General features: G+C 69.6%; 13 protein-coding genes. 9 read left to right on the top strand and 4 right to left on the bottom strand.

The genetic code is table 11. The annotated features are described in order from the left end of the window. Positions 1 to 118: 118 nt before the first annotated feature. The 3 genes from WME85_RS18280 (at position 119) to WME85_RS18270 (ending at position 6,257) form a co-directional block, all read left to right on the top strand. Positions 119 to 928, top strand: coding sequence for a hypothetical protein (locus WME85_RS18280; RefSeq protein WP_437839869.1), 810 nt, complete (start codon positions 119 to 121; stop codon positions 926 to 928). Between the two features lie 100 nt (positions 929 to 1,028). Continuing rightward, positions 1,029 to 2,153, top strand: a complete 1,125-nt coding sequence (locus tag WME85_RS18275; protein ID WP_437839867.1) for a hypothetical protein — start codon at positions 1,029 to 1,031, stop codon at positions 2,151 to 2,153. 129 nt (positions 2,154 to 2,282) lie between these two features. Then, a complete protein-coding gene (locus tag WME85_RS18270; protein WP_437839866.1) occupies positions 2,283 to 6,257 on the top strand; it encodes a serine/threonine-protein kinase in 3,975 nt (1,324 codons plus the stop codon). Positions 6,258 to 6,273: 16 nt separating this feature from the next. Here WME85_RS18270 and WME85_RS18265 read toward each other — a convergent pair whose 3' ends face one another. From WME85_RS18265 to WME85_RS18255, 3 genes are all read right to left on the bottom strand, one after another. After that, the gene (locus WME85_RS18265; RefSeq protein ID WP_437839864.1) at positions 6,274 to 7,185 is read right to left on the bottom strand and encodes an SDR family oxidoreductase; all 912 of its coding nucleotides are present in this window, start codon (positions 7,183 to 7,185) and stop codon (positions 6,274 to 6,276) included. An 82-nt stretch (positions 7,186 to 7,267) separates the two neighbouring features. Next, positions 7,268 to 8,218 (bottom strand): AraC family transcriptional regulator N-terminal domain-containing protein, encoded by a 951-nt coding sequence (locus WME85_RS18260; RefSeq protein ID WP_437839863.1) that lies wholly within the window; start codon positions 8,216 to 8,218, stop codon positions 7,268 to 7,270. Positions 8,219 to 8,329: 111 nt separating this feature from the next. Further along, a complete protein-coding gene (locus WME85_RS18255; RefSeq protein WP_437839861.1) occupies positions 8,330 to 8,947 on the bottom strand; it encodes an isochorismatase family protein in 618 nt (205 codons plus the stop codon). A 157-nt stretch (positions 8,948 to 9,104) separates the two neighbouring features. Here WME85_RS18255 and WME85_RS18250 point away from each other — a divergent pair, with 157 nt between their 5' ends. The 3 genes from WME85_RS18250 to WME85_RS18240 all read left to right on the top strand — a co-directional run bounded on the left by WME85_RS18250 (position 9,105) and on the right by WME85_RS18240 (position 12,723). After that, positions 9,105 to 10,016: a LysR substrate-binding domain-containing protein gene (locus WME85_RS18250; protein ID WP_437839859.1), complete on the top strand. Its 912-nt coding sequence runs from the start codon at positions 9,105 to 9,107 to the stop codon at positions 10,014 to 10,016. A 217-nt stretch (positions 10,017 to 10,233) separates the two neighbouring features. Continuing rightward, the gene (locus WME85_RS18245; protein WP_437839858.1) at positions 10,234 to 11,181 is read left to right on the top strand and encodes an alpha/beta hydrolase; all 948 of its coding nucleotides are present in this window, start codon (positions 10,234 to 10,236) and stop codon (positions 11,179 to 11,181) included. Positions 11,182 to 11,211: 30 nt separating this feature from the next. After that, positions 11,212 to 12,723: a GMC family oxidoreductase gene (locus tag WME85_RS18240; RefSeq protein WP_437839856.1), complete on the top strand. Its 1,512-nt coding sequence runs from the start codon at positions 11,212 to 11,214 to the stop codon at positions 12,721 to 12,723. 75 nt (positions 12,724 to 12,798) lie between these two features. On the opposite strand, the gene WME85_RS18235 is transcribed toward WME85_RS18240, so the two are convergent. Next, entirely contained in the window at positions 12,799 to 13,071 is a 273-nt protein-coding gene (locus WME85_RS18235) for a hypothetical protein (protein WP_437839854.1), read from the bottom strand. A gap of 70 nt (positions 13,072 to 13,141) precedes the next feature. Here WME85_RS18235 and WME85_RS18230 point away from each other — a divergent pair, with 70 nt between their 5' ends. The 3 genes from WME85_RS18230 to WME85_RS18220 all read left to right on the top strand — a co-directional run bounded on the left by WME85_RS18230 (position 13,142) and on the right by WME85_RS18220 (position 25,185). After that, positions 13,142 to 16,999: an AAA family ATPase gene (locus WME85_RS18230; RefSeq protein WP_437839853.1), complete on the top strand. Its 3,858-nt coding sequence runs from the start codon at positions 13,142 to 13,144 to the stop codon at positions 16,997 to 16,999. 370 nt (positions 17,000 to 17,369) lie between these two features. Further along, positions 17,370 to 21,209: an AAA family ATPase gene (locus WME85_RS18225; protein WP_437839851.1), complete on the top strand. Its 3,840-nt coding sequence runs from the start codon at positions 17,370 to 17,372 to the stop codon at positions 21,207 to 21,209. A gap of 124 nt (positions 21,210 to 21,333) precedes the next feature. Continuing rightward, positions 21,334 to 25,185, top strand: coding sequence for a CHAT domain-containing protein (locus WME85_RS18220; protein WP_437839850.1), 3,852 nt, complete (start codon positions 21,334 to 21,336; stop codon positions 25,183 to 25,185). The last annotated feature ends 37 nt before the right edge of the window (positions 25,186 to 25,222 follow it).

Genomic DNA, 25,222 nt, shown 5'->3' with positions numbered 1-25,222 from the left:
CATCGCCTCTGCCGGTCTGCTCGGAGGGGTCTCCCCGGCGCGACGAGCCCGCCGGATCGCGGTCTTCTGTGGGCTCTCGCTCGCGCTCGGAGGGGCTGCGTGTGAGGACCAGCGGGTCGTGATCGGCGCGTTCGTGCCGGAGCGGCCGCGGTTCACGGCGCCGGAGAAGGTCGCCGCGCTGAACGACGACGGCGCCAGGGACGAGGACCCGACGCTCACGGGCGATCTGCTCGAGATCCACTTCATGTCCGAGCGCGGCGGGAGCCAGGATATCTGGGTGTCGCGCCGGGCGGACCTGGGCTCCCCCTGGGAGGCGCCGACCGTCGAGCTGCTCGAAAAGCTCAACAGCGCTGACAACGAGGACACACCCGCCATCTCGAACGACGGGCTCAGGCTCTGGTTCTTCCGCGGCGGCGAGCAGCAGGCGGGTATCTGGATGTCGGAGCGCCCGAGTCGGGGCGACCCGTGGCGAGACCCTTTCTTCGTCGAGGCGCTCAACCCCGGCCACGAGGACGGCACGCAGGCGATGAACGCTCACGTCGACCTGCCCGAGCTCCGCGCCGTGGTCGGCCTCAACGGCCCCGGGACCCAGGGCTGGGATCTCGCCATCGCGTCCCGCGAGAGCCCGGAGGAAGCGTGGGGCGAGTTCGTTCCGCTCGCCGAGCTGAACGACGCGGGCGACCAGCTGGCGCCCTTTCTTTTCGATGACGGGCGGCAGCTCTTCTTCCGTTCCGGGGACGACCTGTTCTGGGCCCGGCGGCAGGGGCCGAACGACGCCTTCGAGGCGCCTGAGGCGCTCGAAGAGCTGAACTCTCCGGACGCGCGCGAGAACGACCCTTACCTGTCCCCGGACGGTTCCGTCGTGTTCTTCTCCTCGGAGCGGAGCGGCGGGACCGACATCTACGAAGCGCGGCGCATCGCGCCATGATGGACCGGGCCGACCGGGCCGACCGGGCCGCCCCGCGTTGAGGCCTTCCTCGTTATTTTGGAGCGCCGACCAGGCCCGGGGAGTGATAGCCTCATGGGCCATGACAGGACTTCGATTCGCGACTCGTCTCTGCGCTGTGCTCGCAGCCCTCTGGCTGCCCGTCATCGCTTGTTCGGGGGGCGGCGATGGCCCGAAGGGCAACACCACGGGGAACGGTGATGGCGGCCAGAGCGCTGGCGGCATCGGCAGCAACAACAGCAGCAGCAGCAGCGGCGACGACATCGGCGGCGACATCGGGCTGACGAGCTCGGTTTCGACTGGCCCGCAGGCTGACGCCGGTCACGAGACGACCTGCGATGACGCGGGCAACTGCACCTGCATCAACATCGCCTCCATCGGCCGCGAAGGTGTCTGGGGTCCGTGCAGCAGCGACAGCACCACGGCGCTTCAGAATTGGCTGAACACGCAGAGCACGGCCCAGGTCGACAACTACAACACGGAGAAGCCCACGCTCACGCCGGAGTTTCTCGCCAAGTACGACGTGATCCTCCTTCAGTGGATGGTGACGAAGGGCGCGCAGAACGACGACGGGGCGCCGTGGCAGTTCACGGCGGACGAGGTGAATGCGCTCAAGGACTGGGTGAACAACGGCGGCGGCCTCATCGCGCTGAGCGGATATCAGTGCAGTGGACAGGGATGCACCGTCCACGACGTCACGGCGACCAACCAGCTCCTCTCCTTCACCGACATCCAGTTCAACACCAACGGCGTGCTGGATCCTGCGCAGAGCGGCTGCCCGAATTGCAACTGCTGGGGCGGGTCGTTGCCGCTCGGCGGGCCCCTCCAGGGGAGCGTGGGCACGTGGAACCAGGACACGCCCATCGGCAAGGACATCCAGAGCGTGGGCGCATACATCGCGCGGCCGATCAAATCGACGACCGCGACCGTCGATTGCACGGACGGCACCAACAATTTCGCGGTGCACGAGGAGGTCGGCAAGGGCCATGTCGTCGCGTACGGCGACGAGTGGGTGACCTACTCTGGCCAATGGCTCGGGACGGCGGAGTGCCTCGATCCCCGGCTGTACACGGACCCGAACAGCGGCTGCTACGAGAGATCAGCGGCGCAGGTCTTTCAGATCTCGCAGTTCTGGTACAACGTGATCAAATACGCGGCGTCGTCGGTCGAGTGTTTCACGATCGAGGATCCGGTGATCATCAAGTGATACCGGGCGGTCGCACCTGCCCTATCAGGCGAGCGCGCTCAGCCCGTCCGGGAGCCTGACGCCTCTCCGTCACCAGAAGCCCGAAATCTCGCCGTGTGTGCAGGACGCGCGCAGCGGTACCATCGGGGCGTGCACAGGGCGACTCCGGAGAAGGTCCTCGCCGGTCGGTTCGAGCTCGAGCGCATCGCCGGCAGCGGGGGCATGGGCGACGTCTACCGCGCGCGCGACCGGCACGACGGCGAGCCTGTCGCGCTCAAGCTCCTGAGGAGCTCGGACGTGCAGCTCGTCGCGCGGTTCCAGCGGGAGGCGCGGCTCCTGGCCGAGCTGCGGCACCCGGCGATCGCGCGCCACGTCGCCCACGGCGTCTCGGAGCAGGGCCAGCACTACCTCGCCATGGAGTGGCTCGAGGGCGAGGACCTCGCCGCGCGGCTCGCCCGCGGGCCGCTCGGCGTCGATGAGGCGCTCGCCCTGGTCCACCGCGTGGCCGAGGCGCTCTCGCTCGTGCACGCGCGCGGCGTGGTCCACCGCGATCTCAAGCCGGCAAACCTGTTCCTGCACGGCGGCCAGCTCGACCAGGTGAAGATCCTCGATTTCGGGATCGCGCGCGACGCGGCCGCGACCGGCGGGCTGACCGAGCCCGGCGTGGCCATCGGCACGCCGGCCTACATGGCGCCGGAGCAGGTCCGCGGCGAGCTGGACATCGACGCGCGCGCGGACGTGTACGCGCTCGGGTGCCTCCTGTTCGAGTGCCTCACCGGCAAGGCACCCTTCTGGGCGGAGCACGCGTTCGCGGTGCTCGTGAAGGTGCTCTTCGAGGACGCGCCGCGCCCGAGCGCGCTGCGCGCCGAGGTGCCCGAGGCCATCGACCTGCTCACGGAGCGGCTCATGGCGAAGGAGCGCGCCGTCCGTCCGGCGGACGCGGCGGCGGCCGCGCGGGCGCTCGCGGCGCGCTCGCCGGAGCACGCCACCGACGAGCTGCCCGCCCCCTCGCTCACGCGCCGCGAGCGAGGGCTCGTGAGCGTGGTCCTGGCCAGGGTGGAGGCCCCGCGCCTGGCCGCCTCGCTCCCTGCGTTGCGCGCCGAGGCCGCCACGCTCGAGGTGGGCGGGAGGATCGCGGCGCCGACAGGGCTGGCGCCGACGTTGCCGGACCTGCGCCGCGCCGCGGCAGAGCACGGCGGCCGCCTCGAGCCGCTGCGCGAGGGCGGGGTCGCGGCGATCCTCACGGGCGCGGCGACGCCGACCGATCTGGCCGCCCGCGCCGTGCGCTGCGGCCTTGCGCTGCAGAAGCTCCTGGCCGGCGCTCGTCTGGCGGTCGCGACCGGCTGGGACGCGCTGGACGGCGGGCAGCCCCTCGGCCCGGTCATCGACCGCGCCTCCGCGATCCTCGTCGGCGGCGGCGGCCGCGACGCTGCGTCGTCTGGTGACGGCGCTGGCGTCGGTGCGCCGGAAGCGCCGGCCCCGGTGCTCGTGGACGCGATCACGGCCGGTCTCCTCGGGCGGGTGTTCGAGATCGCGCCGGGGTCCCGGGCGGCCGCGGTCGTCGGCGAGCGGGAGCCGTTCGAGGAGGAGCGCACGCTGCTCGGCAAGCCCACCCCGTTCGTCGGGCGCGACCGGGAGCTGCGCGCCCTGGAGGACCTGTTCGACGAGTGCGCCGACGAGCCGTGCGCGCGGGCGGGGCTCGTGATCGCGGCGGCGGGGATGGGCAAGTCGCGCCTGCGCCTCGAGTTCGTGCGGCGGCTCAGGGGGCGCAGCGAGCCGGCCGAGATCTGGATCGCGCAGGCGGATCCGGCGCGCGTGGGGGCGCCCCTCGGCCTGCTCGGGCAGGTGGTGCGCCGCGCGGCGCACCTCGTCGACGGCGAGCCCCTCGAGCGCCGCCGCGAGCAGCTCGCCGCGCGCGTGGCCCGGCACGTGGCGCCGGACCTCCGGGAGCGGGTGACCGAGTTCCTGGGCGAGATGGTCGGCACGCCGTTCCCGGACGAGGCGCGGGTGCAGCTGCGCGCGGCGCGGCGCGATCCGCTGCTCATGGGCGACCAGATCCGCCGAGCGTGGGTGGACTTCGTCGACGCCGAGTGCCGGGCCGGCCCGGTGCTGCTCGTGCTGGAGGACCTGCACTGGGGGGACCTCCCGACCGTGCAGAGCGTCGACGCGGCGTTGCGCCTGCTGGCGGAGCGCCCGCTCATGGTGCTCGCCGTGGCGAGGCCGGAGGTGCGCGCGACCTTCCCCGCCCTCTGGGCCGAACGGGGGACGATGGAGCTCGGGCTCGGCGAGCTGCCTCGCCGCGCGTGCGAGCGGATGGTGCAGGCCGCGCTGGGCGAGCGCGCCTCGGCGGAGCACGTGACGGAGATCGTCCGGCGCGCCGCGGGCAATCCGTTCTTCGTGGAGGAGCTCGTGCGCGCGACCGCCGAGGGCCGGGACGCGCGCGAGGCGCCGGAGACGGTGCTGGCGATGGTGCAGGCGCGCTTCAAGGACCTCGACGCCGAGGAGCGGCGGCTCTTGCGCGCCGGCAGCGTGCTCGGCGAGGTGTTCTGGCAGGGCGCGGCGGCGCGCCTGCTGGGGCTGGGGCAGGACGGAGGCGCGGCGCTCGGCGCGCGGCTCGCGGATCTGGAGCGGCGCGAGTGGATCGTGCGGCGGCCCGAGCCACGGTTCGCCGGCGAGGCGGAGTTCGCCTTCCGGCACGGGCTCGTGCGCGAGGCGGCCTACACCATGCTGACCGAGGTGGATCGGCGGCTCGGCCACCGGCTCGCCGGCGCCTGGATGGAGGAGGCCGGCGAGCGCGACGCGCTGGTGCTGGCGGAGCACTTCGAGCGCGGCGAGGAGCTCGCGGCGGCAGCGCGGTGCTACGAGCGCGCGGCGGAGCAGGCGCTGGAGGCGAGCGATCTCGATGGCGCGCTCGCGCGGGTGGACCGGGCTTTCGCCTGCGCGCCGGGAGAGGACGCGGCGGGGCGGCTCCACGCGCTCGCGGCGACCGCGCACAACTGGCGGGGGGCGTTCATCGAGGCGGAGCGCGCGGCGAAGGCGGCGGTGACCCTGGCGCCCGCCGGGGGCAAGGCTGCCTACACCGCGCTGGCGATGCTCTCCTGGGCGAGCGGGGCGCTCGGGAAGGCGGAGCAGATCGAGGCGGTGGCGTCGTCGCTGCCGCTCGACCGGAAGGGCACGGCGCTCGACCGGGATTTCGTTCTCGCCTGGTACAGCACCATCGTGTCGCTGCGGGAACTCGGACGTCACACCACGGCTGCGGCCCTCGAGCGGCTCATGGACGAGGTGCAACCGGAGTATCTGGAGCCCGGCCTGGCGGGGCACGTCTACGCGACGAGAAGCGTTGCGGCGTGCTACCCGCCTCGCCGACTCGATCTCGCCCTGCGCTTCATGGTTGCTGCATGCCAAGCCTACGAGCGCGACGGCGCGCGGCGGGACGCGTGCCTGATGCGCGTCAACTTGAGCGTGCTGCACCAAGAGTTGGGCGCTTACGGACCAGCAGAGCCCACGCTCCACGAAGCGAAGCGGGTCGCAGTTGAGCTCAACCTGCCGTACGTGGCGATTTCAGCCACCATCCAGCTGGCGCGCAACAGCCTGGCACGGGGACAGAGCACCACGGCCAAGGCGCTGGCGGCTGGGGTCGTCGAGGAGGTGCGGGCGCTTGGCAATGGCAGACAGATGGGCCAAGCCTTGGTGCTGATCGCGCAAGCTCTGCTCGATCTTGGAGAGCTCGCAGAGGCGCGCGCACAGGTAACGACGGCGATCAACGAGACGCAGGCATATCCCGGTCCGCACGCCCTCGCACAAGCCACGCTCGCCCACACCCTGCTCCGACAAGGGCACGCGATCGAGGCGCTCGCAGCGGCGCGCACAGCGATCGAGCTCCTGGAGCACATCGGGGGCCTCGAAGAGAATAATGCGCCCGTGCACCTCGCCTGGATCGAGGCGCTCCACGCCTGCGGCGACGGCGACGCGGCCCGGAGAGCGCTCGCCTCCGCCCGGGATCAGCTGCGCGCCGAGGCGGACGCCATCGAGTCCCCCGCCCTGCGCCGCAGCTTCCTCGAAGCCGTGCCGGAGCACGCCCGCATCCTTGCGCTCGCGGAGGAATGGGGGTTGGCGGACGGGTGACAGGCACGGCTGGCGCTCAGCGCGCTGCTCCTCGTCCGTTGTCGATCCAGCTCGAGATCTCCTTCCGCGGCTCCGCTTCGCTCTCGAGCAGCTCCCTCAACCTCGACGCGAAGGACACGGGCGGCCGCCCGAGCACCGCCCCGAGGAGCGGATCCACGATGGCCGCCTCGCCCGCCTCCAGCGCCGGATACGTGGACGCCCAGAACCTCGCGACATCTCCGTTCGCGCTGTTTCGCCGCACGAACTCGTCTCGGCTCACCACCGAGAAGCGTATCTCGCGGCCGACGATGGTCGAGAGGAGCGCCGTCGTCTGCTCCAGCGTGTACGCCTCCGGCCCGGCGAGGGTTATCGTCTCGTCTTCATATCCGCCGCCCGCGATGATCCTCGCCGTCGCTTCTCCGAGGTTGTCCCGCGCAGCCCAGGCGACCGCCCCGTCGCCCGGCACGACCACCTCGTCGTGCCCGGCGCCGAAGAACCCGAGAAAGACGGGGTAGCTCTCCATGTATACGCCTTCTCGGATGATCGTGTAGGTGACCCCGCGCGCTCTCAGGTAGGCTTCCGTATCGAGGTGCGCCCTCATCACGGCTGCCTTGCTGTCTTGCCCGAAGGCGAGAGAGGTGTAGTAGATGTGCCTCACCCCCGCCTTGACCGCCGCGTCGATCGCGTTCTTGTGCGCCGTGACCCGCAGCTCGTCGGAGAAGGAAGGGTGGGAGACGATCAGCAGCTTGTCTCCACCTCGGAACGCGTCTTCCAGGGATCCGGGATCGCTATAGTCCCCCGCCCTCACCTGCACTCCCGCCTTGGCGATCTCTCCGTGAGCCAGGCGGTTGTGGAGGGAGACGATGATCTCGGACGGTGGGACCAGCTTGAGGATGTGCTTGAGGACGGACGAACCGAGGTGCCCCGTTGCGCCAGTGAGGATGATCATGGCGGAGAGTCTATGGTCGCGCCCGGGCGTGCGGCGAGGGCGAGAGCTGCGCTTCTCTTGCCAGATCCTGCGATCAGGCGCGCTACGGCTTCCGGAAGCGCGCCGCGTAGTCGCCGGGAGCGGCGCCGAAGTGGCGCTTGAAGTCGCGGGTGAAGTGCGAGGCGCTCTCGTACCCGGCGCGCTGCGCTGCTTCGCTCCCGCGCAGGCCAGAGAGCAGGAGCGCCCGCGCGTGGTCCAGGCGCAGCTGCTTCAGGTAGCGCATCGGCGAGACGCGAGCGACGGCGCGGAACCGATGAGCGAAGTGCGAAGGGCTCATGGCGACGTGCCGCGCCACCTCCTCCACGGACAGCGGCCGCTCGACGTTCGCGCGGAGGAAGCGCATCGCCGCCTGGATCTTGTCCGCGTCACGATCGCGCCTCACGGCGCCTCGAACCATCGCGGCGGCCTCCGAGCGGAGCAGGCGAAAGACGAGCTCCTCGAGCGCCAGGGGCGCGACGATCCGGCGCTCCACCGGGTCGCGGATCGCGCGGAGCAGCCGCACGACGGCGTCCTCGATCGGCGTATCGAGGTCCGAGACGAGCGCGGAAGCCGCCTCGGCCGCGGGTTCGGCGCTCACGTCGGCCAGCGCGAGCAGCATCCTGGCGATCGCGTCCGGTGGGATCTCGAGGCTCATGGCGAGGTAAGGAGAGGAGCTGTCGGCCTCGGTCACCGCCTCTTCGAAGGCCGCCTCCCTCGCCACCACGGCATAGCGCGAGGCGTCGTACTCGAGCTCGACGTCATCGAACCGCGCCGTCGTCCGGCCTTGGCCCACCACCGTGAGCGTCGGACCGAGGGCGTGCAGGATCCGACAGGTCGAAGGGCGCGACACGCGGACGAACTTCAGGCCGGGAAACGCCGCGTCCGTGCACCCTTCGGCTTCCGCCTGGCTGGCGATGAGCGCCGAGCGTTCGCCGACTGGCGCCGTGCGATGGAGCCCTGCGGCGTGCGGGCCCTTCGATCCGTGCCGGAGCCGAGCCGTGGATGTTGGCAGCATCTGCCAGCGTACACCGCGCCGCTCATCGACGCACGAGCGCTCCGGAGCCTGCGGGCCAGGCAGCTCGGCGGCATCCCCCCGGTGAAGCCATGCGAAACGCAGCGCTCGACCTCACTTGCGCAGAGCGCTGGCGACCTGGCCGACGAGCGTGGCCCACGGCATGTCGAGCGCGGCGTAGACGGCGCCCGCCTCCGGACGGCCGTTGTCCTTGAGGATCTCGACCATCAAGGTCGCGTAATCGGACAGGGTGACGCCGGCCTGCTGCATGCGGAACAGGTTCACGTCGTGCTTGGTCTCGCTGAACGTCCCGGAGGCGTCGACGGCCACGTACGCGTCCAGTCCGCGCGCGACGGCCGTCATCGCCGGGAAGCCCGCGCACACCTCGAGCGAGATACCGGCGAAGATCAGCTTCTTGCGGCCGGTGGCGTCGATGGCCCTGGCGACGCGCGGGTCGTCGTAGGCGTTCACGGTCGAGCGATCGATGATCTCGACGCCGGGCAAGGCTTCGACGAGCTCGGGGAAGGTCGGCCCCCACATGCTGTCGCGCGCCGTCGTGGTGACGACGATCGGCAGCTTGAGCGCCCTGGCGGCCTTCGCCAGGGCGACGACGTTGTGCTTCAACTCGCCCGTCGAGTAGTCGCGGACGCCGGTCATGAGGCCGACCTGGTGGTCGACCAGGATGACGGCGGCGTTGTCCTGGGTGAGCGGCTCGTACTTGCGATTGGTCAATGGGTCCTCCTGCGTTCGTCTCTGGATCCGGGTGGGTCCGGAGCTTCAGGGTCACGACCGCTTGCCGTGACGACGCGAGGACTATCCGCTGGACGAGCATCCCAAAAGACGTCAAATTTCGAACTCAGCGTCCAGTCGATTGGACGATGGGTGGAACATGCTGGATCTGAACGATTTTTTCCTGTTCGTGCAGGTGGTCGACCGGGGGGGATTCACGGCCGCGAGCCGCACGCTGCGGACCCCCAAATCGACGCTCAGCTACCGCATGCAGCAGCTCGAGAACAACCTCGGGGTCCGGCTTCTCAACCGCACGTCGCGCAAGTTCGGGACGACGGATGCGGGCGATGATTTCTATCGGCACGCGGTCAGCATGCTCCGCGAAGCCGAGCTGGCCGAGGCCACGATCCGCCAGCGCCTGGGCGAGCCGAGCGGCACGATACGCTGCACCGGCGGCGTGGCGACGATGCAGTTTGCGATGTCCGACATCGTCGCGGATTTCCTGGTGCAGTACCCGAAGGTCAACGTCGTCGTGCACGCGGTCGACCGCGCCGTCGACATCGTCGGGGAGAGCTTCGACGTCGCGATCAGAGCGCACTCCGATCCGCTGCCGGACTCCACTCTGGTCCAGCGGACGCTCGCGCCCGCCCCCTGGTACCTGTTCGCCGGCTCCGACTACCTCGACGAGAAAGGCGAGCCGCAGAGACCCCAGGACCTGCGCGAGCATCCATCGCTGTTCATGATGCGGACCGGGGTCGAGCCGGTCTGGCGACTGCGCCACGCGCGTCAGGCCAGGAACGAGGCGGTGGTGCCGCTGAAGCCGCGGCTGTTGAGCGACGACATGGTCGGCCTGCAGCAGGCGGCGATCCGAGGTCTCGGGATCGTCGCCCTGCCCGGCTACATCTGCCGGGCGGCCGTGAAGTCCGGCAAACTGCGCCGGGTGCTGCCGAGCTGGATCGCGGGCGACTCCACGATCACCGCGCTCATCCCTTACAGGCAGGGGCTGCTCCCATCGGTGCGCGTCTTCCTCGATCACCTGGCGGCCGAGCTTCCGAAGACCGTGCTGGTGTAGGTCGTCCAACCAGCTGGACGCTAAGTCTCAAACTCGGCGTCTTTTCGGTCGACGTCTCCCGCCCCTAGATTGGCCTCCAGGGACGCAGATGTCTGGAGGACGATCGATCTCGGGAGCGTCCCGACCTGGCCACTTCTTGTAGATCAAGGTCCCACGCCACGCGCGACACGTCGCTCTGCGCGGACGGCGGAGCCATGTCCAGCGACGGAGAACGACGATGACGGAAACGCAGTTGCAGGATCATCAATGGAGCAAAGCGGAGATCATCAAGCTCTCGTCCGAGGAGCGGCAGCGCGAAGTCGCCCTGCGCGAGCGGTTCGCCAGCTTCTGGGCGACGGCGACGGGAGACCAGAGAGCCGTCTACGATGCTTTCATCTCCGGTTCTCCTTTGACCAGCGACGTCACGCTCGAACCTGTCGACGAGGCGAGCGCGCGGGGCTTCTTCATCCGTCCGCAGCTGGCCGAGCCGAAGCGCGCGATCCTCTTCCTGCACGGCGGCGGCTACGTCCTCGGCTCGGCGAAGGCATACCGCGGATTCGTCAGCCAGATCGTCAGCCGCACGAAGGTCCCGGCGCTCGTCATCGATTATCCTCTGGCGCCCGAAGCTTCGCTGCCGGCCGCTCCGGACGCGGCGCGGGCCGCTTACCTGTATCTGGTCGCCAAGGGCTTCGACCGCATTGCGATCGTCGGCGACTCCGCGGGCGGCGGCCTCACGCTCGTGACGCTGGCGGGTTTGACCGGGAAGCCCGCTGGCCCGGCGCCGGTCGCGGGCGTCGTGTTCTCGCCGTGGGCAGACCTTTCCTTCACCGGCGCGTCGATGACGGATCCGGGCATCGTCGACCCGTTGATCAGCCACGACTACCTGCAGGACTGCGCCCGCAAGGTTGTCGGCGCCCACAGCGCCTCCGATCCGCTCGCCTCGCCACTGTTCGGCGACCTGAAAGGCCTGCCGCCGCTCCTCATCCAGGTCGGCACCGACGAGCGCCTCCTCGACGATTCCAGGCAGTACGCCGATCGCGCGGCGAAGGCCGGAGTCCCCGTCGATCTCCAGATCTTCGAGGGCATGCACCACGTCTTCCAGCTCGACGTCGCGCACCTCGAGACCAGCAGGAACGCGCTCGGTCGCGCCGCGCGCTTCCTCCGCGACGCCTTCGATCGCTGCTGAGAGGAACCCGCCAGAAAAGGAGAACCTCCAGTGGCCAACGAAACCCAGAAATATGATGTCGTCATCGTCGGCGGCGGGTCCGCAGGCGCCGTGCTCGCGAACCGCCTGAGCGCAAACCGGGACCGTCGGGTTCTCTTGCTGGAAGCTGGCCAGGCCTACACGCCGGCGAAGACTCCGGACGTGATCGCGAACGCGGACCGCGTGGGCGGCGATCGCGATCACGACTGGGGCTACCACACCCAGGATCACCTCGGGCTCGGTCACGACGTGAACGCGATTCGCGGCAAGGTGCTGGGCGGCAGTTCGGGCGTGAACGCGGCGGTCGCGATCCGCGCCAGGCCGTCCGACTTCGCGCGCTGGGCGACGCACGGCGTCGAAGGCTGGTCGTTCGAGGACGTGCTGCCGATCTACAAGGCGATGGAGAACACGCCCACCGGCGACGACGCCTGGCACGGGCGCACCGGCCCCTTCCCGATCCGGCAGCGGACGATGGAGGAGAACACCCCGTCGATGCGCGCGTTCGCGCTCGCCGCGGAGAGGTGCGGCCTCGCGCGCGTGACCGACTTCAACGGCGCCGAGCAGCACGGGGTGTCGCCCTACACATTGAATGTCGTCGACGGCAAGCGGATCAACACCGGCATGGCCTACCTCACGGAAGACGTACGCCGCCGGGCGAACCTGATGATCAGCGGATGCGTCGAGGTCGACAGCGTCGTATTCGAAGGCCGCCGCGCGACCGGCGTGCGGCTCGTCGGCGGCGAGACCATCGCGGCCGGTCAGGTGATCCTGTCGGCCGGCGCGTACGGCAGCCCCGCGATCCTGATGCGTTCCGGCATCGGCCCGTCGTCGCATCTGAAGGAGCTCGGCATCCCCGTCATCGTCGAGGCTCCGGTCGGCCAGCGGCTGAAGGAGCACCCGTTCTACTACAACGTCTATGCGCTGAAGCCCGAGGCCAGGTCGATGACGCCGGTCGCCGGCGCGATCATCTGGACCCGGTCCAGCGAGGCGGGCGCGGACGAGCTCGACCTTCACATCTCCGGCACGCACATCTTCGATCCGGCCCGGAGCCCGACCGGAGGGGCGATCGTGCTGGCCTGTTCGGTGACGCTGCCGAAGTCGAGGGGATCGATCCGCCTGGCGAGCCGCGATCCCCGTGCGATGCCGCTGATCCGCTTCAACTTCTTCGAGGACCGCAGCGACCTGCGGCGGATGATGGAAGCTGTGCGCCTGTCGCGCAAGATCGGCAGGACCGCGCCGTTCAGCGACGTGGTCGAGCTGGAGATGACCCCCGGCAAGGACGTGCAGGACGACGCCGCCCTGGAGAAGGTGATCATCGCGCAGGTCGACGGCTACTCCCACCCGACATCATCCGTCCCGATGGGCGGACCGAACGATCCGGGCGCGGTCGTCGATGCAGGGGGCGCGGTCCGCGGCGTCGATGGCCTGCACGTCGTCGATGCGTCGATCATGCCGGACATCATCTCGGCGCCGACGAACGTGACGACGATCATGATCGCCGAGGCCATCAGCCGGAAGCTCTGAGGCGACGAGCGCCCCGCGCCGGGAGCGCGGCCCTCGTGCGGTGGCCGCGAGCGTGAGCCGGGCGGCCCGCGCCCCTCAGGGCAGGACGCGCGTCGCCCGGGCCGCCGCGAGCTCCGCGCCGCCCGCCCACGGCGCCTGGGCCTCCAGCTTGCGCAGGACCATCCACGGCAGCGCGAGCACGCCGAACGCCGCGATCAGCAGCCGGCTCTCCTTGCCGGCATCCACCGTTGAATACGGCCGCGTGGGGATCGTGTGCCCGTCGGGCGGGCGAGGTTCGAGGGCACGGATCGCCCAGTCATCGCCGAGATTGATGACGGCAGAATTGCCGCCGAATCGGGGGAGGAACACTCGTCGAATCGAGCAGGCCCCTCACGCACCCTCTGGCACGTTTGATGCCAAACCCCGATGAGGGGTTGCGATGCCTGCCACCATCCTTTTCCTGAGCGCCAACCCTTCCGGCACCGCGCGGCTCGAGCTCGACGAGGAGTACCGCGACATCGAGGACGAGCGGATGCGAGCGCGCCTGCGCGACGCCTTCGAGCTGCGCCCCGTGCTCGCGGCGCGCATCGACGACGTGCGCCGTGCGCTCGCCCTGCACAGGCCCGCTGTGGTGCACTTCGGCGGCCACGGGCAGCACGCCGGGCCAGCCGCCGGCGGACGGGACGTACGCCCGGTACCGGGCGCCGGAGACCGCCCCGGCGAGCGCACGGAGCTCTTGCTCAACGACGACGCCGGGCGCCCCGCGCCGGTCCCCATCGAGGCGCTCGCGGAGCTGTTCCGGCTCGAGGGCGGCTCGGTGCGCTGCGTGGTGCTCAACGCCTGCGCCTCGCTCGAGCAGGCCAAGGCCATCGCGCAGCACGTGGACTGCGCCATCGGGACGTCGCGCGCCATCACCGACAAGGCTGCATTGGCCTTCGCGAAGGGGTTCTACGGCGCTCTCTTCAACGGCGACACGATCGAGAAGGCCTTCGCTTCGGGCCGCAACGAGGTCGCTCTCGTGCGCAGCGACGAGCCCACGGTGTTCGAGCTCTGCCCGCGCGTCCCGGGGACATCGGAGAAGATCCGCCTCGCGGAGCTGCCGAAGGTGCAGTTCAGGATGCCGCTCGCGCGCAATCCGTCCTTCGTCGGCCGCGACGAGGAGCTCGCGCGGCTGCACGGGATGCTTCAGGACGTGCGGCCCGGCGGCAGGCGGCCCGTGATGCTCACGGGAATGGGCGGGATCGGCAAGACGCAGCTCGCTGTCGAGTATGCCTTCAGGCACCACGCGAGCTACCGGGACGGGGTCTACTTCATCAACGCCGCCGGCGACGACTGGCGCCCGGAGCTCAAGAAGCTCGCGATCGAGCTGGGACTGAAGGCGGAAGGCGCGCCGGAGGCGGAACGGCAGCTCCGGCTGGTGGCGGCCCTCGAGGAGTACCTGCGGGCTCGGCCCGAGGCGCTTGTGATCTTCGACTTCGTCGAGAACCCCGCCGATCTCGAGACAGACCGCGCGGCCGGCCTCGTGCCGGCGAGCCTGGGATGCCGGGTGCTCGCGACGACGCGACGGCGCGACGCGCGCTTCGAGAGCATCGATGTCCCTGAATTGCCGGAGGACGCCGCGGTGGAGCTCCTGCTCTCGCGGCGGAGAGCGCGGGAGCCGGCCGACGACCCCGTCGTGGCGCGCACCATCTCCGGGCGGTTCGGCGCGATGCCGCTGGCCATCGCGCTCGCGGCGGCGTTCCTGGGCAAGAACCCCGACATCTCGCTCGCGGGCTACGCGCGCCGGATGGAAAGGTATGGACTGCTGCCGGCGACGGACACGACCGGCGTCACGCCCGAAGAGCTCGCGACGCGGCACGAGGCCACGGTGAAGGCAACGCTGCAATCGCAGTGGGACGCGCTGGAGAACGCCGACGCACGGCAAGTGCTGAAGACAGCCGCGCTGCTGGACGTCGCCGCGGACATCCCGCAGGCGCGCCTCTCGCTGCTCACCGGGCTCGAGAGCGAGGCAGAAGAAGGGTTCCCGGGCCGGCTCCACGACGCGCTCCGGGAGATCAGCGCGCTGTCGTTCCTCGAGCCGATGAGGGGGCGCGACGTTGTCCGCCTGGAGCCCCTCGTCTGGGAGTTCGCGCGGCAGAAGATCGACGCACTGGAGGCGTTCGCGGCGGCCTGCGGGGAGCGGCTTGGCGAGGCGCTCCGGGACATGGATCGGCTGCACAAGGAGGTGGCGAAGAGAAAGATCGATGAGGTGCTCACGGATCTGCGGATCGGGATCAAGCTCGCGGGGGCTCCCGGGCGACCCAGGCTGGAGGCGCTGAGCCGGCCACTGGATCGAGAGTCTCACAGCTTGCGCAGGTGGGATCCGACGAAGGCGCCCGGGTTCCTCCTCCAGCAGCTCCGCAATCGTTGCCTGGACATGGGGATCGAGGAGGTGCGGGAGCGGGCGGAAGCGAAGCTCATGGCGCAGCGGTGGTCCTGGCTGCGCGAGCGCTTTCGGACCAGCAGTGAGTCCGAGGCGCTGGTGCGCACGCTCGATGGGCACACCGATTCTGTGTCCGGCGTGGCGGTGACATCGGATGGCCGATTCGCCATTTCCGCCTCGTGGGATGATACAGTCAAGATGTGGAACCTCGATACAGGGCAGCTCCTCCGCACCCTCGAGGCTCATCCTTTTGATGTGGCCGACGTGGCGGTAACGGCGGATGGACGATTCGCCGTCTCTGCCTCGGGGGACAGCACTCTCAAGGTCTGGGACCTGGCGACGGGCCAGCTCCTCCGCACCCTCGAAGGGCATACCAGCTCCGTGAACGGTGTGGCGGTGACGACGGACGGACGAGTCGCTGTCTCCGCCTCGCAAGACAAGACGCTCAAGGTCTGGAACCTGGCGACGGGCCAGCTCCTCCGCACCCTCGAAGGGCACACCGGTCCTGTGTCCGGCGTGGCGGTGACGACGGATGGCCGATTCGCCATCTCCGCCTCGCAAGACAAGACGCTCAAGGTCTGGGACCTGGCGACGGGCCAGCTCCTCCGCACCCTCGAAGGGCATACCGATCCTGTGCTCGGCGTGGCGGTGACGGCGGATGGTCGATTCGCCGCCTCCGCCTCGCAAGACAAGACGCTCAAGGTCTGGAACCTGGCGACGGGCCAGCTCCTCCGCACCCTCGAAGGGCACACCGGTCCTGTGTCCGGCGTGGCGGTGACGACGGATGGCCGATTCGCCATCTCCGCGTCCTGGGACAAGACGCTCAAGGTATGGGATCTCGCGACGGGGCAGCTCCTCCGCACCCTCGAAGGGCATACGGATGGTGTGCGCGATGTGGCGGTGACGGCGGATGGCCGATTCGCCGTCTCCGCCGCTGCTTACTGGGACGAGACGCTCAAGGTGTGGGACCTCGCGACGGAACAGGCCGTCCGGCCCCTTGAAAAGCATACCTCCGCTGCGGTAGGCGTGGCGGCGACGGCGGATGGCCGATTCGCCGCCTCCGCCTCCTGGGACAAGACGCTCAAGGTGTGGGACCTCGGGACAGGGCAGGTCCTCCACACCCTCGAAGGGCATACCTCTGCTCTTGCCGGCGTGGCAATGACGGGGGATGGCCGCTTCGCCGTCTCCGCCTCCTGGGACAAGACGCTCAAGGTGTGGGGCCTCGCGACGGGCCAGCTCCTCCGCACCCTCGAAGGGCATACCGATACTGTGTACGGCGTGGCGGTGACGGCGGATGGCCGCTTCGCCGCCTCCGCCTCCTGGGACAAGACGCTCAAGGTGTGGGACCTCGGGACAGGGCAGCTCCTCCACACCCTCGAAGGACATACCCGTGCTGTCGCCGGCGTGGCAGTGACGGCGGATGGCCGCTTCGCCGTCTCCGCCTCCTGGGACAATACGCTCAAGGTATGGGACCTCGGGACAGGGCAGCTCCTCCGCACCCTCGAAGGGCATACCGATATTGTGGCCGGCGTGGCGGTGACGGCGGATGGCCGCTTCGCCGTCTCCGCCTCCTTGGACAAGACGCTCAAGGTATGGGATCTCGGGACAGGGCAGCTCCTCCACACCCTGGAAGGGCATACCTCGGCTGTGACCGGCGTGGCGGTGACGGCGGATGGCCGCTTCGCCGTCTCCGCCTCCCCGGACAAGACGCTCAAGGTGTGGGACCTGATAACGGCCGCGCAGCCCGTCACGATCATGGAAATCCACACTCTCGCGCGTTGCTGCGCCACCACGGCCGACGCCAAGACCATCCTCGCTGGAGACATGGCGGGCGCGCTGCACGTCCTCGACTGGATCCATCCGCCGATCCCTTGACGCACCCCGGCGCGTCGGCCGTGGCTGGCCGCCGCGCCACGCTGTCGGCACATGCATCAACGGCTCGATCGGATTGCCACCGTCATGCATACGAATTGTTGCCTAGAGTGACCTGCTGGTGTGCCGCATGGACGATGGCTCGACCCGGCAGGGCCGAGAGTAGTTCCTCACCTGTGCGGTGACTCGCTGAAGTCGTCCGCCGCTGATATCAGGCGAGGTTCGTCCGAGGCCAGTGCCTCAATCCTGGAAAGCGGCCCGAGCCCGACAGGGAGAATTGCCGACGAATCGGGGGAGGAAAACTCGTCGAATCGAGCAGGACACTCACGCATCCTCTGGTACGTTTGATGCCAAACCCCGATGAGGGGTTGCGATGCCTGCCACCATCCTTTTCCTGAGCGCCAACCCTTCCGGCACCGCGCGGCTCGAGCTCGACGAGGAGTACCGCGACATCGAGGACGAGCGGATGCGAGCTCGCCTGCGCGACGCCTTCGAGCTGCGCCCCGTGCTCGCGGCGCGCATCGACGACGTGCGCCGTGCGCTCGCCCTGCACAGGCCCGCGGTGGTGCACTTCGGCGGCCACGGGCAGCACGCCGGGCCAGCCGCCGGCGGACGGGACGTACGCCCGGTACCGGGCGCCGGAGACCGCCCCGGCGAGCGCACGGAGCTCTTGCTCAACGACGACGCCGGGCGCCCCGCGCCGGTCCCCATCGAGGCGCTCGCGGAGCTGTTCCGGCTCGAGGGCGGCTCGGTGCGCTGCGTGGTGCTCAACGCCTGCGCCTCGCTCGAGCAGGCCAAGGCCATCGCGCAGCACGTGGACTGCGCCATCGGGACGTCGCGCGCCATCACCGACAAGGCTGCATTGGCCTTCGCGAAGGGGTTCTACGGCGCTCTCTTCAACGGCGACACGATCGAGAAGGCGTTCGCTTCGGGCCGCAACGAGGTCGCTCTCGTGCGCAGCGACGAGCCCACGGTGTTCGAGCTCTGCCCGCGCGTCCCGGGGACATCGGAGAAGATCCGCCTCGCGGAGCTGCCGAAGGTGCAGTTCAGGATGCCGCTCGCGCGCAACCCGTCCTTCGTCGGCCGCGACGAGGAGCTCGCGCGGCTGCACGGGATGCTTCAGGACGTGCGGCCCGGCGGCAGGCGGCCCGTGATGCTCACGGGAATGGGCGGGATCGGCAAGACGCAGCTCGCTGTCGAGTATGCCTTCAGGTACGAAGCGAGCTATCGCGACGGGGCCTACTTCGTCAACGCCGCCGGCGACGACTGGCGGCCGGAGCTGAAGAAGCTCGCGATCGCGCTGGGACTGAAGGCGGAAGGCGCGCCGGAGGCGGAGCGGCAACTCCGGCTGGTGGCGGCGCTCGGGGACTACCTGCGGGCGCGACCCGAGGCGCTGGTGATCTTCGACTTCGTCGAGACCCCAGCCGATCTCGAGACGGACCGCGCGGCCGGCCTCGTGCCGGCGAGCCTGGGATGCCGGGTGCTCGTGACGACGCGACGGCGCGACGCGCGCTTCGAGAGCATCGATGTCCCGGTGTTACCGAAGGACGCCGCAGTGACGCTCCTGCTCTCGCAGCGGAGAGCACGGGAGCCGGCCGACGACCCCGCCGTGGCCCGCGCCATCAGCCGGCGGTTCGGCGCGATGCCGCTGGCCGTCGCGCTCGCGGCGGCGTTCCTGGGCAAGAACCCCGACATCTCGCTCGCTGGTTACGAGCGCCGGATGGAGAAGTACGGCCTGTTGCGGGCGACGGACACGACCGGCGTCACGCGCGAAGAGCTCGCGACGCGGCACGAGGCCACGATGATGGCGACGCTGCAGTCGCAGTGGGACGCGCTGGAGAACGCCGACGCACGGCAGGTGCTGAAGACGGCCGCGCTGCTGGACGTGGCCGCGGACATCCCGCAGGCGCGCCTGTCGCTGCTCACCGGGCTCGAGAGTGAGGCAGAAGAAGGGTTCCCGGGCCGGCTCCAGGGCGCGCTCCGGGAGATCAGCGCGCTGTCGTTCCTCGAGCCGATGAGGGGGCAGGACCGTGTCCGCCTGGAGCCCTTGGTGTGGGAGTTCGCGCGGCAGAAGATCGACGCCCCGGAGGCGTTCGCCGCGGCCTCCGGGGAACGGCTGGGCGAGGCGCTCCGGGACATGGATCGGCTACACAGGGAGGTGACGCAGAGGGAAATTGACGAGGTGCTCACGGATCTGCGGATCGGGGTCAAGCTCGCGGGGGCTGCCGGGCGCGCCAGGCTGGAGGCGCTGAGCCGGCCGCTGGATCGAGAGTCCAGCGTCCTGCGCAGGTGGGATCCGGCCAAAGCACCCGGGTTCCTCCTCCAGCAGCTCCGCAATCGATGCCTGGACATGGGGATCATGGAGGTGCGTGAGCGGGCGGAAGCGAAGCTCGGGGAGCACCGGTGGTCCTGGCTGCGTGAGCGGTTTCCCTTCAGCCGTGACTCCGAGGCGCTCCTCCGCATCCTCGAAGGGCATGCGAATTCTGTCCAAGGCGTGGCGGTAACATCGGATGGCCGCTTCGCCGTCTCCGCCTCCACCGACAAGACGCTCAAGGTGTGGGATCTCGCGACGGGGCAACTCCTCCGCACCCTTGAAGCGCATACCGAGCCTGTGAATGCCGTGGCGGTGACATTGGATGGCCGCTTCGCTGTCTCCGCCTCCACCGACAAGACGCTCAAGGTGTGGGACCTCGCGACGGGGCAGCCCCTCCGCACCCTCCAAGGGCATGCGGATTCTGTCGAAGGCGTGGCGGTGACATCGGATGGCCGCTTTGCCGTCTCCGCCTCCACCGACAAGACGCTCAAGGTGTGGGACCTCGCGACGGGGCAGCTCCTCCGCACCCTCCAAGGGCATACTCGTGAGGTGATGGCGGTGGCGGTGACATCGGATGGCCGCCTCGCCGTCTCCGCCTCCTGGGACGAGACGCTCAAGGTGTGGGACCTCGCGACCGGGCTTCTCCTCCGCACTCTCGAAGGGCATACCTCTCATGTCGACGGCGTGGCGGTGACATCGGATGGCCGCCTCGCCGTCTCCGCCTCCACCGACAAGACGCTCAAGGTGTGGGATCTCGCGACGGGGCAGCTCCTCCGCACCCTCCAAGGCCATACGTCTTTCGTGCAAGGCGTGGCGGTGACGTCGGATGGCCGCCTCGCCGTCTCCGCCTCCTGGGACGAGACGCTCAAGGTGTGGGATCTCGCGACGGGGCAACTCCTCCGCACCTTCGAAGAGCATACCGGGCTTGTGAATGCCGTGGCGGTGACGTCGGATGGCCGCTTCGCCGTCTCCGCCTCGGGGGACGGCGCGCTCAAGGTGTGGGACCTCGCGACCGCGCAACCCCTCCGTACCCTCGAAGGGCACGCGGATTCTGTTGAAGGCGTGGCGGTGACATCGGATGGCCACCTCGCCGTCTCCGCCTCGCAGGACCAGACGCTCAAGATGTGGAACATCGCGACCGGGCAGCTCCTCCGCACTCTCGAAGGGCATGCCTCGCCTGTGACTGCCGTGGCGGTGACATCGGATGGCCGCTTCGCCGTCTCCGCTTCGGGGGACGGCGCGCTCAAGGTGTGGAACCTCATGACCGGGCTTCTCCTCCGCACTCTTGAAGGGCATGCCTGGCCTGTGACTTCCGTGGCGGTGACGCCGGATGGCCGCCTCGCAGTCTCCGCTGCCGGGGACCAGACGCTCAAGGTGTGGGACCTCGCGACCGGGCTTCTCCTCCACACCCTCGAAGGCCATAGCACGGTGGCGGTGACGCCGGATGGCCGCTTCGCAGTCTCCGCTGCCGGGGACCGGACGCTCAAGGTGTGGGACCTCGCGGCCGGGCAGGTCCTCCGTACCCTCGAAGGCCATACCCAGGCTGTGTACCACGTGGCGATAACGTCGAATGGCCGCTTCGCCGTCTCCGCTTCCCGGGATCAGACACTCAACGTGTGGGATCTCGCGACCGGGCAGATCCTCCGCGCCCTCGAAGGACCCACCAGCTGGGCTTTCGGCATGGCGGTGACGCCGGATGGCCGCTTCGCCGTCTCCGTTTCGGCGGACAGGACGCTCAACGTGTGGGATCTGGTAGAGACGGCCCCGCCCATCACGATCCTGGCAACCCACACGTTCCTACGCTGCTGCGCCATCACGGCGGACGCCAAGGCCATCCTCGCTGGAGACTCCGCGGGCGCGCTGCACTTCCTCGACTGGATCCATCCGCCGCGCGCTTGACGCGCCCCCGGCGGGCTTGCGCTCCGGCGTCAACCGCCCAGCGGCGAGGTTCACGCGCCGCGTAGAGCGGAAACCTCACGCATGATCTGGCACGCGCGATGCGGGACCCCGATGAGGGGTTGCGATGCCTGCCACCATCCTTTTCCTGAGCGCCAATCCTTCCGGCACCAGGCAGCTCGATCTGGACGAGGAGTACCGCGACATCGAGGACGAGCGGATGCGAGCTCGCCTGCGCGACGCCTTCGAGCTGCGCCCCGTGCTCGCGGCGCGCATCGACGACGTGCGCCGTGCGCTCGCCCTGCACAGGCCCGCTGTGGTGCACTTCGGCGGCCACGGGCAGCACGCCGGGCCAGCCGCCGGCGGACGGGACGTACGCCCGGTACCGGGCGCCGGAGACCGCCCCGGCGAGCGCACGGAGCTCTTGCTCAACGACGACGCCGGGCGCCCCGCGCCGGTCCCCATCGAGGCGCTCGCGGAGCTGTTCCGGCTCGAAGGCGGCTCGGTGCGCTGCGTGGTGCTCAACGCCTGCGCCTCGCTCGAGCAGGCCATGGCCATCGCGCAGCACGTGGACTGCGCCATCGGGACGTCGCGCTCGATCACCGACAAGGCCGCGGTGGCCTTCTCGAAGGGGTTCTACGGCGCCCTCTTCAACGGCGACACGATCGAGAAGGCCTTCGCTTCGGGTCGCAACGAGGTCGCTCTCGTGCGGAGCGATGAGCCCGAGGTGTTCGAGCTCTGCCCGCGTGTGCCGGGGACATCGGAGAAGATCCGCCTCGCGGAGCTGCCGAAGGTGCAATTCAGGATGCCGCTCGCGCGCAACCCGTCCTTCGTCGGCCGCGACGAGGAGCTCGCGCGGCTGCACGGGATGATTCAGGACCCGCAGCCCGGCGGTAGGCGGCCCGTGATGCTCACGGGAATGGGCGGGATCGGCAAGACCCAGCTCGCTGTCGAGTATGCGTTCAGGTACGAAGCGAGCTATCGCGACGGGGTCTTCTTCGTCAACGCCGCCAGCGACGACTGGCGGCCGGAGCTGAAAAAGCTCGCGATCGAGCTGGGGCTGAAGGCGGAAGGCGCGCCGGAGGCGGAGCGGCAGCTCCGCCTGGTGGCGGCGCTCGGGGATTACCTGCGGGCGCGGCCCGAGGCGCTGGTGATTTTCGACTATGTCGAGCACCCCACCGATCTCGAGACGGACCGCGCGGCCGGCCTCGTGCCGGCGAGCCTCGGGTGCCGCGTGCTCGTTACCACGAGACGGCGCGACGCGCGCTTCGAGAGCATCGATGTCCCGGTGTTTCCGGAGGACGCCGCGGTGCAGCTCCTGCTCTCGCAGCGGAGGGCACGGGAGCCGGCCGACGACCCCGCCGTGGCGCGCACCATCAGCCGGCGATTCGGCGCGATGCCGCTGGCCATCGCGCTCGCGGCGGCGTTCCTGGGCAAGAACCCCGAGATCCCGCTCGCGGACTACGCGCTTCGGATGGAGAAGTATGGACTGCTGCTGGCGACGGACACGACCGGCGTCGCGCCCGAGGAGCTCGCGACGCGGCACGAGGCCACGGTCAAGGCAACGCTGCAATCGCAGTGGGACGCGCTGGAGAACGCCGACGCACGGCTGGTGCTGAAGACAGCCGCGCTGCTGGACGTCGCCGCGGAGATCCCGCGAGCGCGCCTCTCGCTGCTCACCGGGCTCGAGAGCGAGGCAGAAGAAGGGTTCCCGGGTCGGCTCCAGGGCGCGCTCCGGGAGATCGGCGCGCTGTCGTTCCTCGAGCCGATGAGGGGGCGCGACGTCGTCCGCCTGGAGCCTCTGGTGTGGGAGTTTGCGAAGCAGCACATCGACGCACCGGAGGCGTTCGCCGCGACCTCCGGGGAACGGCTGGGTGAGGCGCTCCGGGACATGGATCGGCTGCACAAGGAGGTGGCGAAGAGAAAGATCGATGAGGTGCTCACGGATCTACGGATCGGGATCAAGCTCGCGGGAGCAGCCGGGCGAGCCAGGCTGGAAGCGCTGAGCCGGCCGCTGGATCGAGAGTCCAGCATCCTGCGCAGGTGGGATCCGGCAAAGGCACCCGGATTCCTCCTCCAGCAGCTCCGCAATCGATGCCTGGACATGGGGATCGAGGAGGTGCGGGAGCGGGCGGAAGCGAAGCTCGGCGAGCACCGGTCGTCCTGGTTGCGCGAGCGGTTTCCCTTCAGCCGTGACTCCGAGGCGCTCCTCCGCACCCTCGAAGGGCATACCGATGCTGTAGACGGAGTGGCGATAACGTCGGATGGCCGCATCGCCGTCTCCGCCTCCTGGGATAAGACCCTCAAGGTGTGGGACCTCGCGACGGGGCAGCTCCTCCGCACCCTCGAAGGGCATACCGATGCTGTGATGGGCGTGGCAGTGACGCCGGATGGCCGCATCGCCGTCTCCGCCTCCTTGGATAAGACCCTCAAGGTGTGGGACCTCGCGACGGGGCAGCTCCTCCGCACCCTCGAAGGGCATACCGATGTTGTGTCCGGCGTGGCGGTGACGCCGGATGGCCGCATCGCCGTCTCCGCCTCCTCGGATAAGACCCTCAAGGTGTGGGATCTCGCGACGGGGCAGCTCCTCCGCACCCTCGAAGGGCATACCGATGTTGTGTCCGGCGTGGCGGTGACGCCGGATGGCCGCATCGCCGTCTCCGCCTCCTCGGATAAGACCCTCAAGGTGTGGGACCTCGCGACGGGGCAGGTCCTCCGCACCCTCAAAGGGCATACCTTTTTTGTGGCGGGCGTGGCGGTGACGCCTGATGGCCGCATCGCCGTCTCCGCCTCCCGGGATAACACCCTCATGGTGTGGGACCTCGCGACGGGGCAGGTCCTCCGCACCCTCGAAGGGCATACCTTTTTTGTGACGGGCGTTGCGGTGACGCCGGATGGCCGCATCGCCGTCTCCGCCTCCTTGGATAAGACCCTCAAGGTGTGGGACCTCGCGACGGGGCAGGTCCTCCGCACCCTCGAAGGGAATACCTTTTTTGTGGCGGGCGTGGCGGTGACGCCGGATGGCCGCATCGCCGTCTCCACCTCCTGGGATAAGACCCTCAAGGTGTGGGACCTCGCGACGGGGCAGGTCCTCCGCACCCTCGAAGGGCATACCAGTGATGTAGGCGGAGTGGCGATAACGTCGGATGGCCGCATCGCCGTCTCCGCCTCCTTGGATAAGACCCTCAAGGTGTGGAACCTCGCGACGGGGCAGGTCCTCCGCACCCTCGAAGGGAATACCAGTAATGTATACGGAGTGGCGATAACATCGGATGGCCGCATCGCCGTCTCCGCCTCCTGGGATAAGACCCTCAAGGTGTGGGACCTCGCGACGGGGCAGGTCCTCCGCACCCTCGAAGGGAATACCAGTAATGTATACGGAGTGGCGATAACATCGGATGGCCGCATCGCCGTCTCCGCCTCCTGGGATAAGACCCTCAAGGTGTGGGACCTCGCGACGGGGCAGGTCCTCCGCACCCTCGAAGGGCATACCGCTGAGGTGCTAGGCGTGGCGGTGACGCCGGATGGCCGCATCGCCGTCTCCGCCTCCAGGGATAAGACCCTCAAGGTGTGGGACCTCTCGACGGGGCAGGTCCTCCGCACCCTCGAAGGGCATACCGCCGGGGTGCTAGGCTTGGCGGTGACGCCGGACGGCCGCATCGCCGTCTCCGCCTCCTGGGATAGGACCCTCAAGGTGTGGGACCTCGCGACGGGGCAGGTCCTCCGCACCCTCGAAGGGCATACCGCTGGGGTGCTAGGCGTGGCGGTGACGCCGGACGGCCGCATCGCCGTCTCCGCCTCCTGGGATAAGACCCTCAAGGTGTGGGACCTTGTAGAGACCGCCCAGCCCATCACGACGCTGGAAACCCATACGTTCATGTATTGCTGCGCCACCACGGCGGACGCCAGGACCATCCTCGCTGGAGACTCTGCGGGCATGCTGCACATCCTCGACTGGCTCCATCCGCCGGTCCCTTGACCCGCCCCCGGCGCGGCGGCCGCGGGCTGGCCGCCGC

Origin of the sequence: Sorangium sp. So ce1153 (genome assembly GCF_051521595.1) — a bacterium.
Lineage (GTDB): Bacteria > Myxococcota_A > Polyangia > Polyangiales > Polyangiaceae > Sorangium.
This window is presented reverse-complemented; position numbering and strand designations above follow the sequence as displayed.

What these genes read in the sequence shown, in the direction of transcription:
- WME85_RS18275 (WP_437839867.1), top strand. Translation starts at nt 1,029, where the DNA reads ATGACAGGACTTCGATTCGCGACTCGTCTCTGCGCTGTGCTCGCAGCC.
- WME85_RS18265 (WP_437839864.1), bottom strand. Translation starts at nt 7,185, where the DNA reads ATGATCATCCTCACTGGCGCAACGGGGCACCTCGGTTCGTCCGTCCTC.
- WME85_RS18260 (WP_437839863.1), bottom strand. Translation starts at nt 8,218, where the DNA reads ATGCTGCCAACATCCACGGCTCGGCTCCGGCACGGATCGAAGGGCCCG.
- WME85_RS18250 (WP_437839859.1), top strand. Translation starts at nt 9,105, where the DNA reads ATGCTGGATCTGAACGATTTTTTCCTGTTCGTGCAGGTGGTCGACCGG.
- WME85_RS18245 (WP_437839858.1), top strand. Translation starts at nt 10,234, where the DNA reads ATGACGGAAACGCAGTTGCAGGATCATCAATGGAGCAAAGCGGAGATC.
- WME85_RS18230 (WP_437839853.1), top strand. Translation starts at nt 13,142, where the DNA reads ATGCCTGCCACCATCCTTTTCCTGAGCGCCAACCCTTCCGGCACCGCG.
- WME85_RS18225 (WP_437839851.1), top strand. Translation starts at nt 17,370, where the DNA reads ATGCCTGCCACCATCCTTTTCCTGAGCGCCAACCCTTCCGGCACCGCG.
- WME85_RS18220 (WP_437839850.1), top strand. Translation starts at nt 21,334, where the DNA reads ATGCCTGCCACCATCCTTTTCCTGAGCGCCAATCCTTCCGGCACCAGG.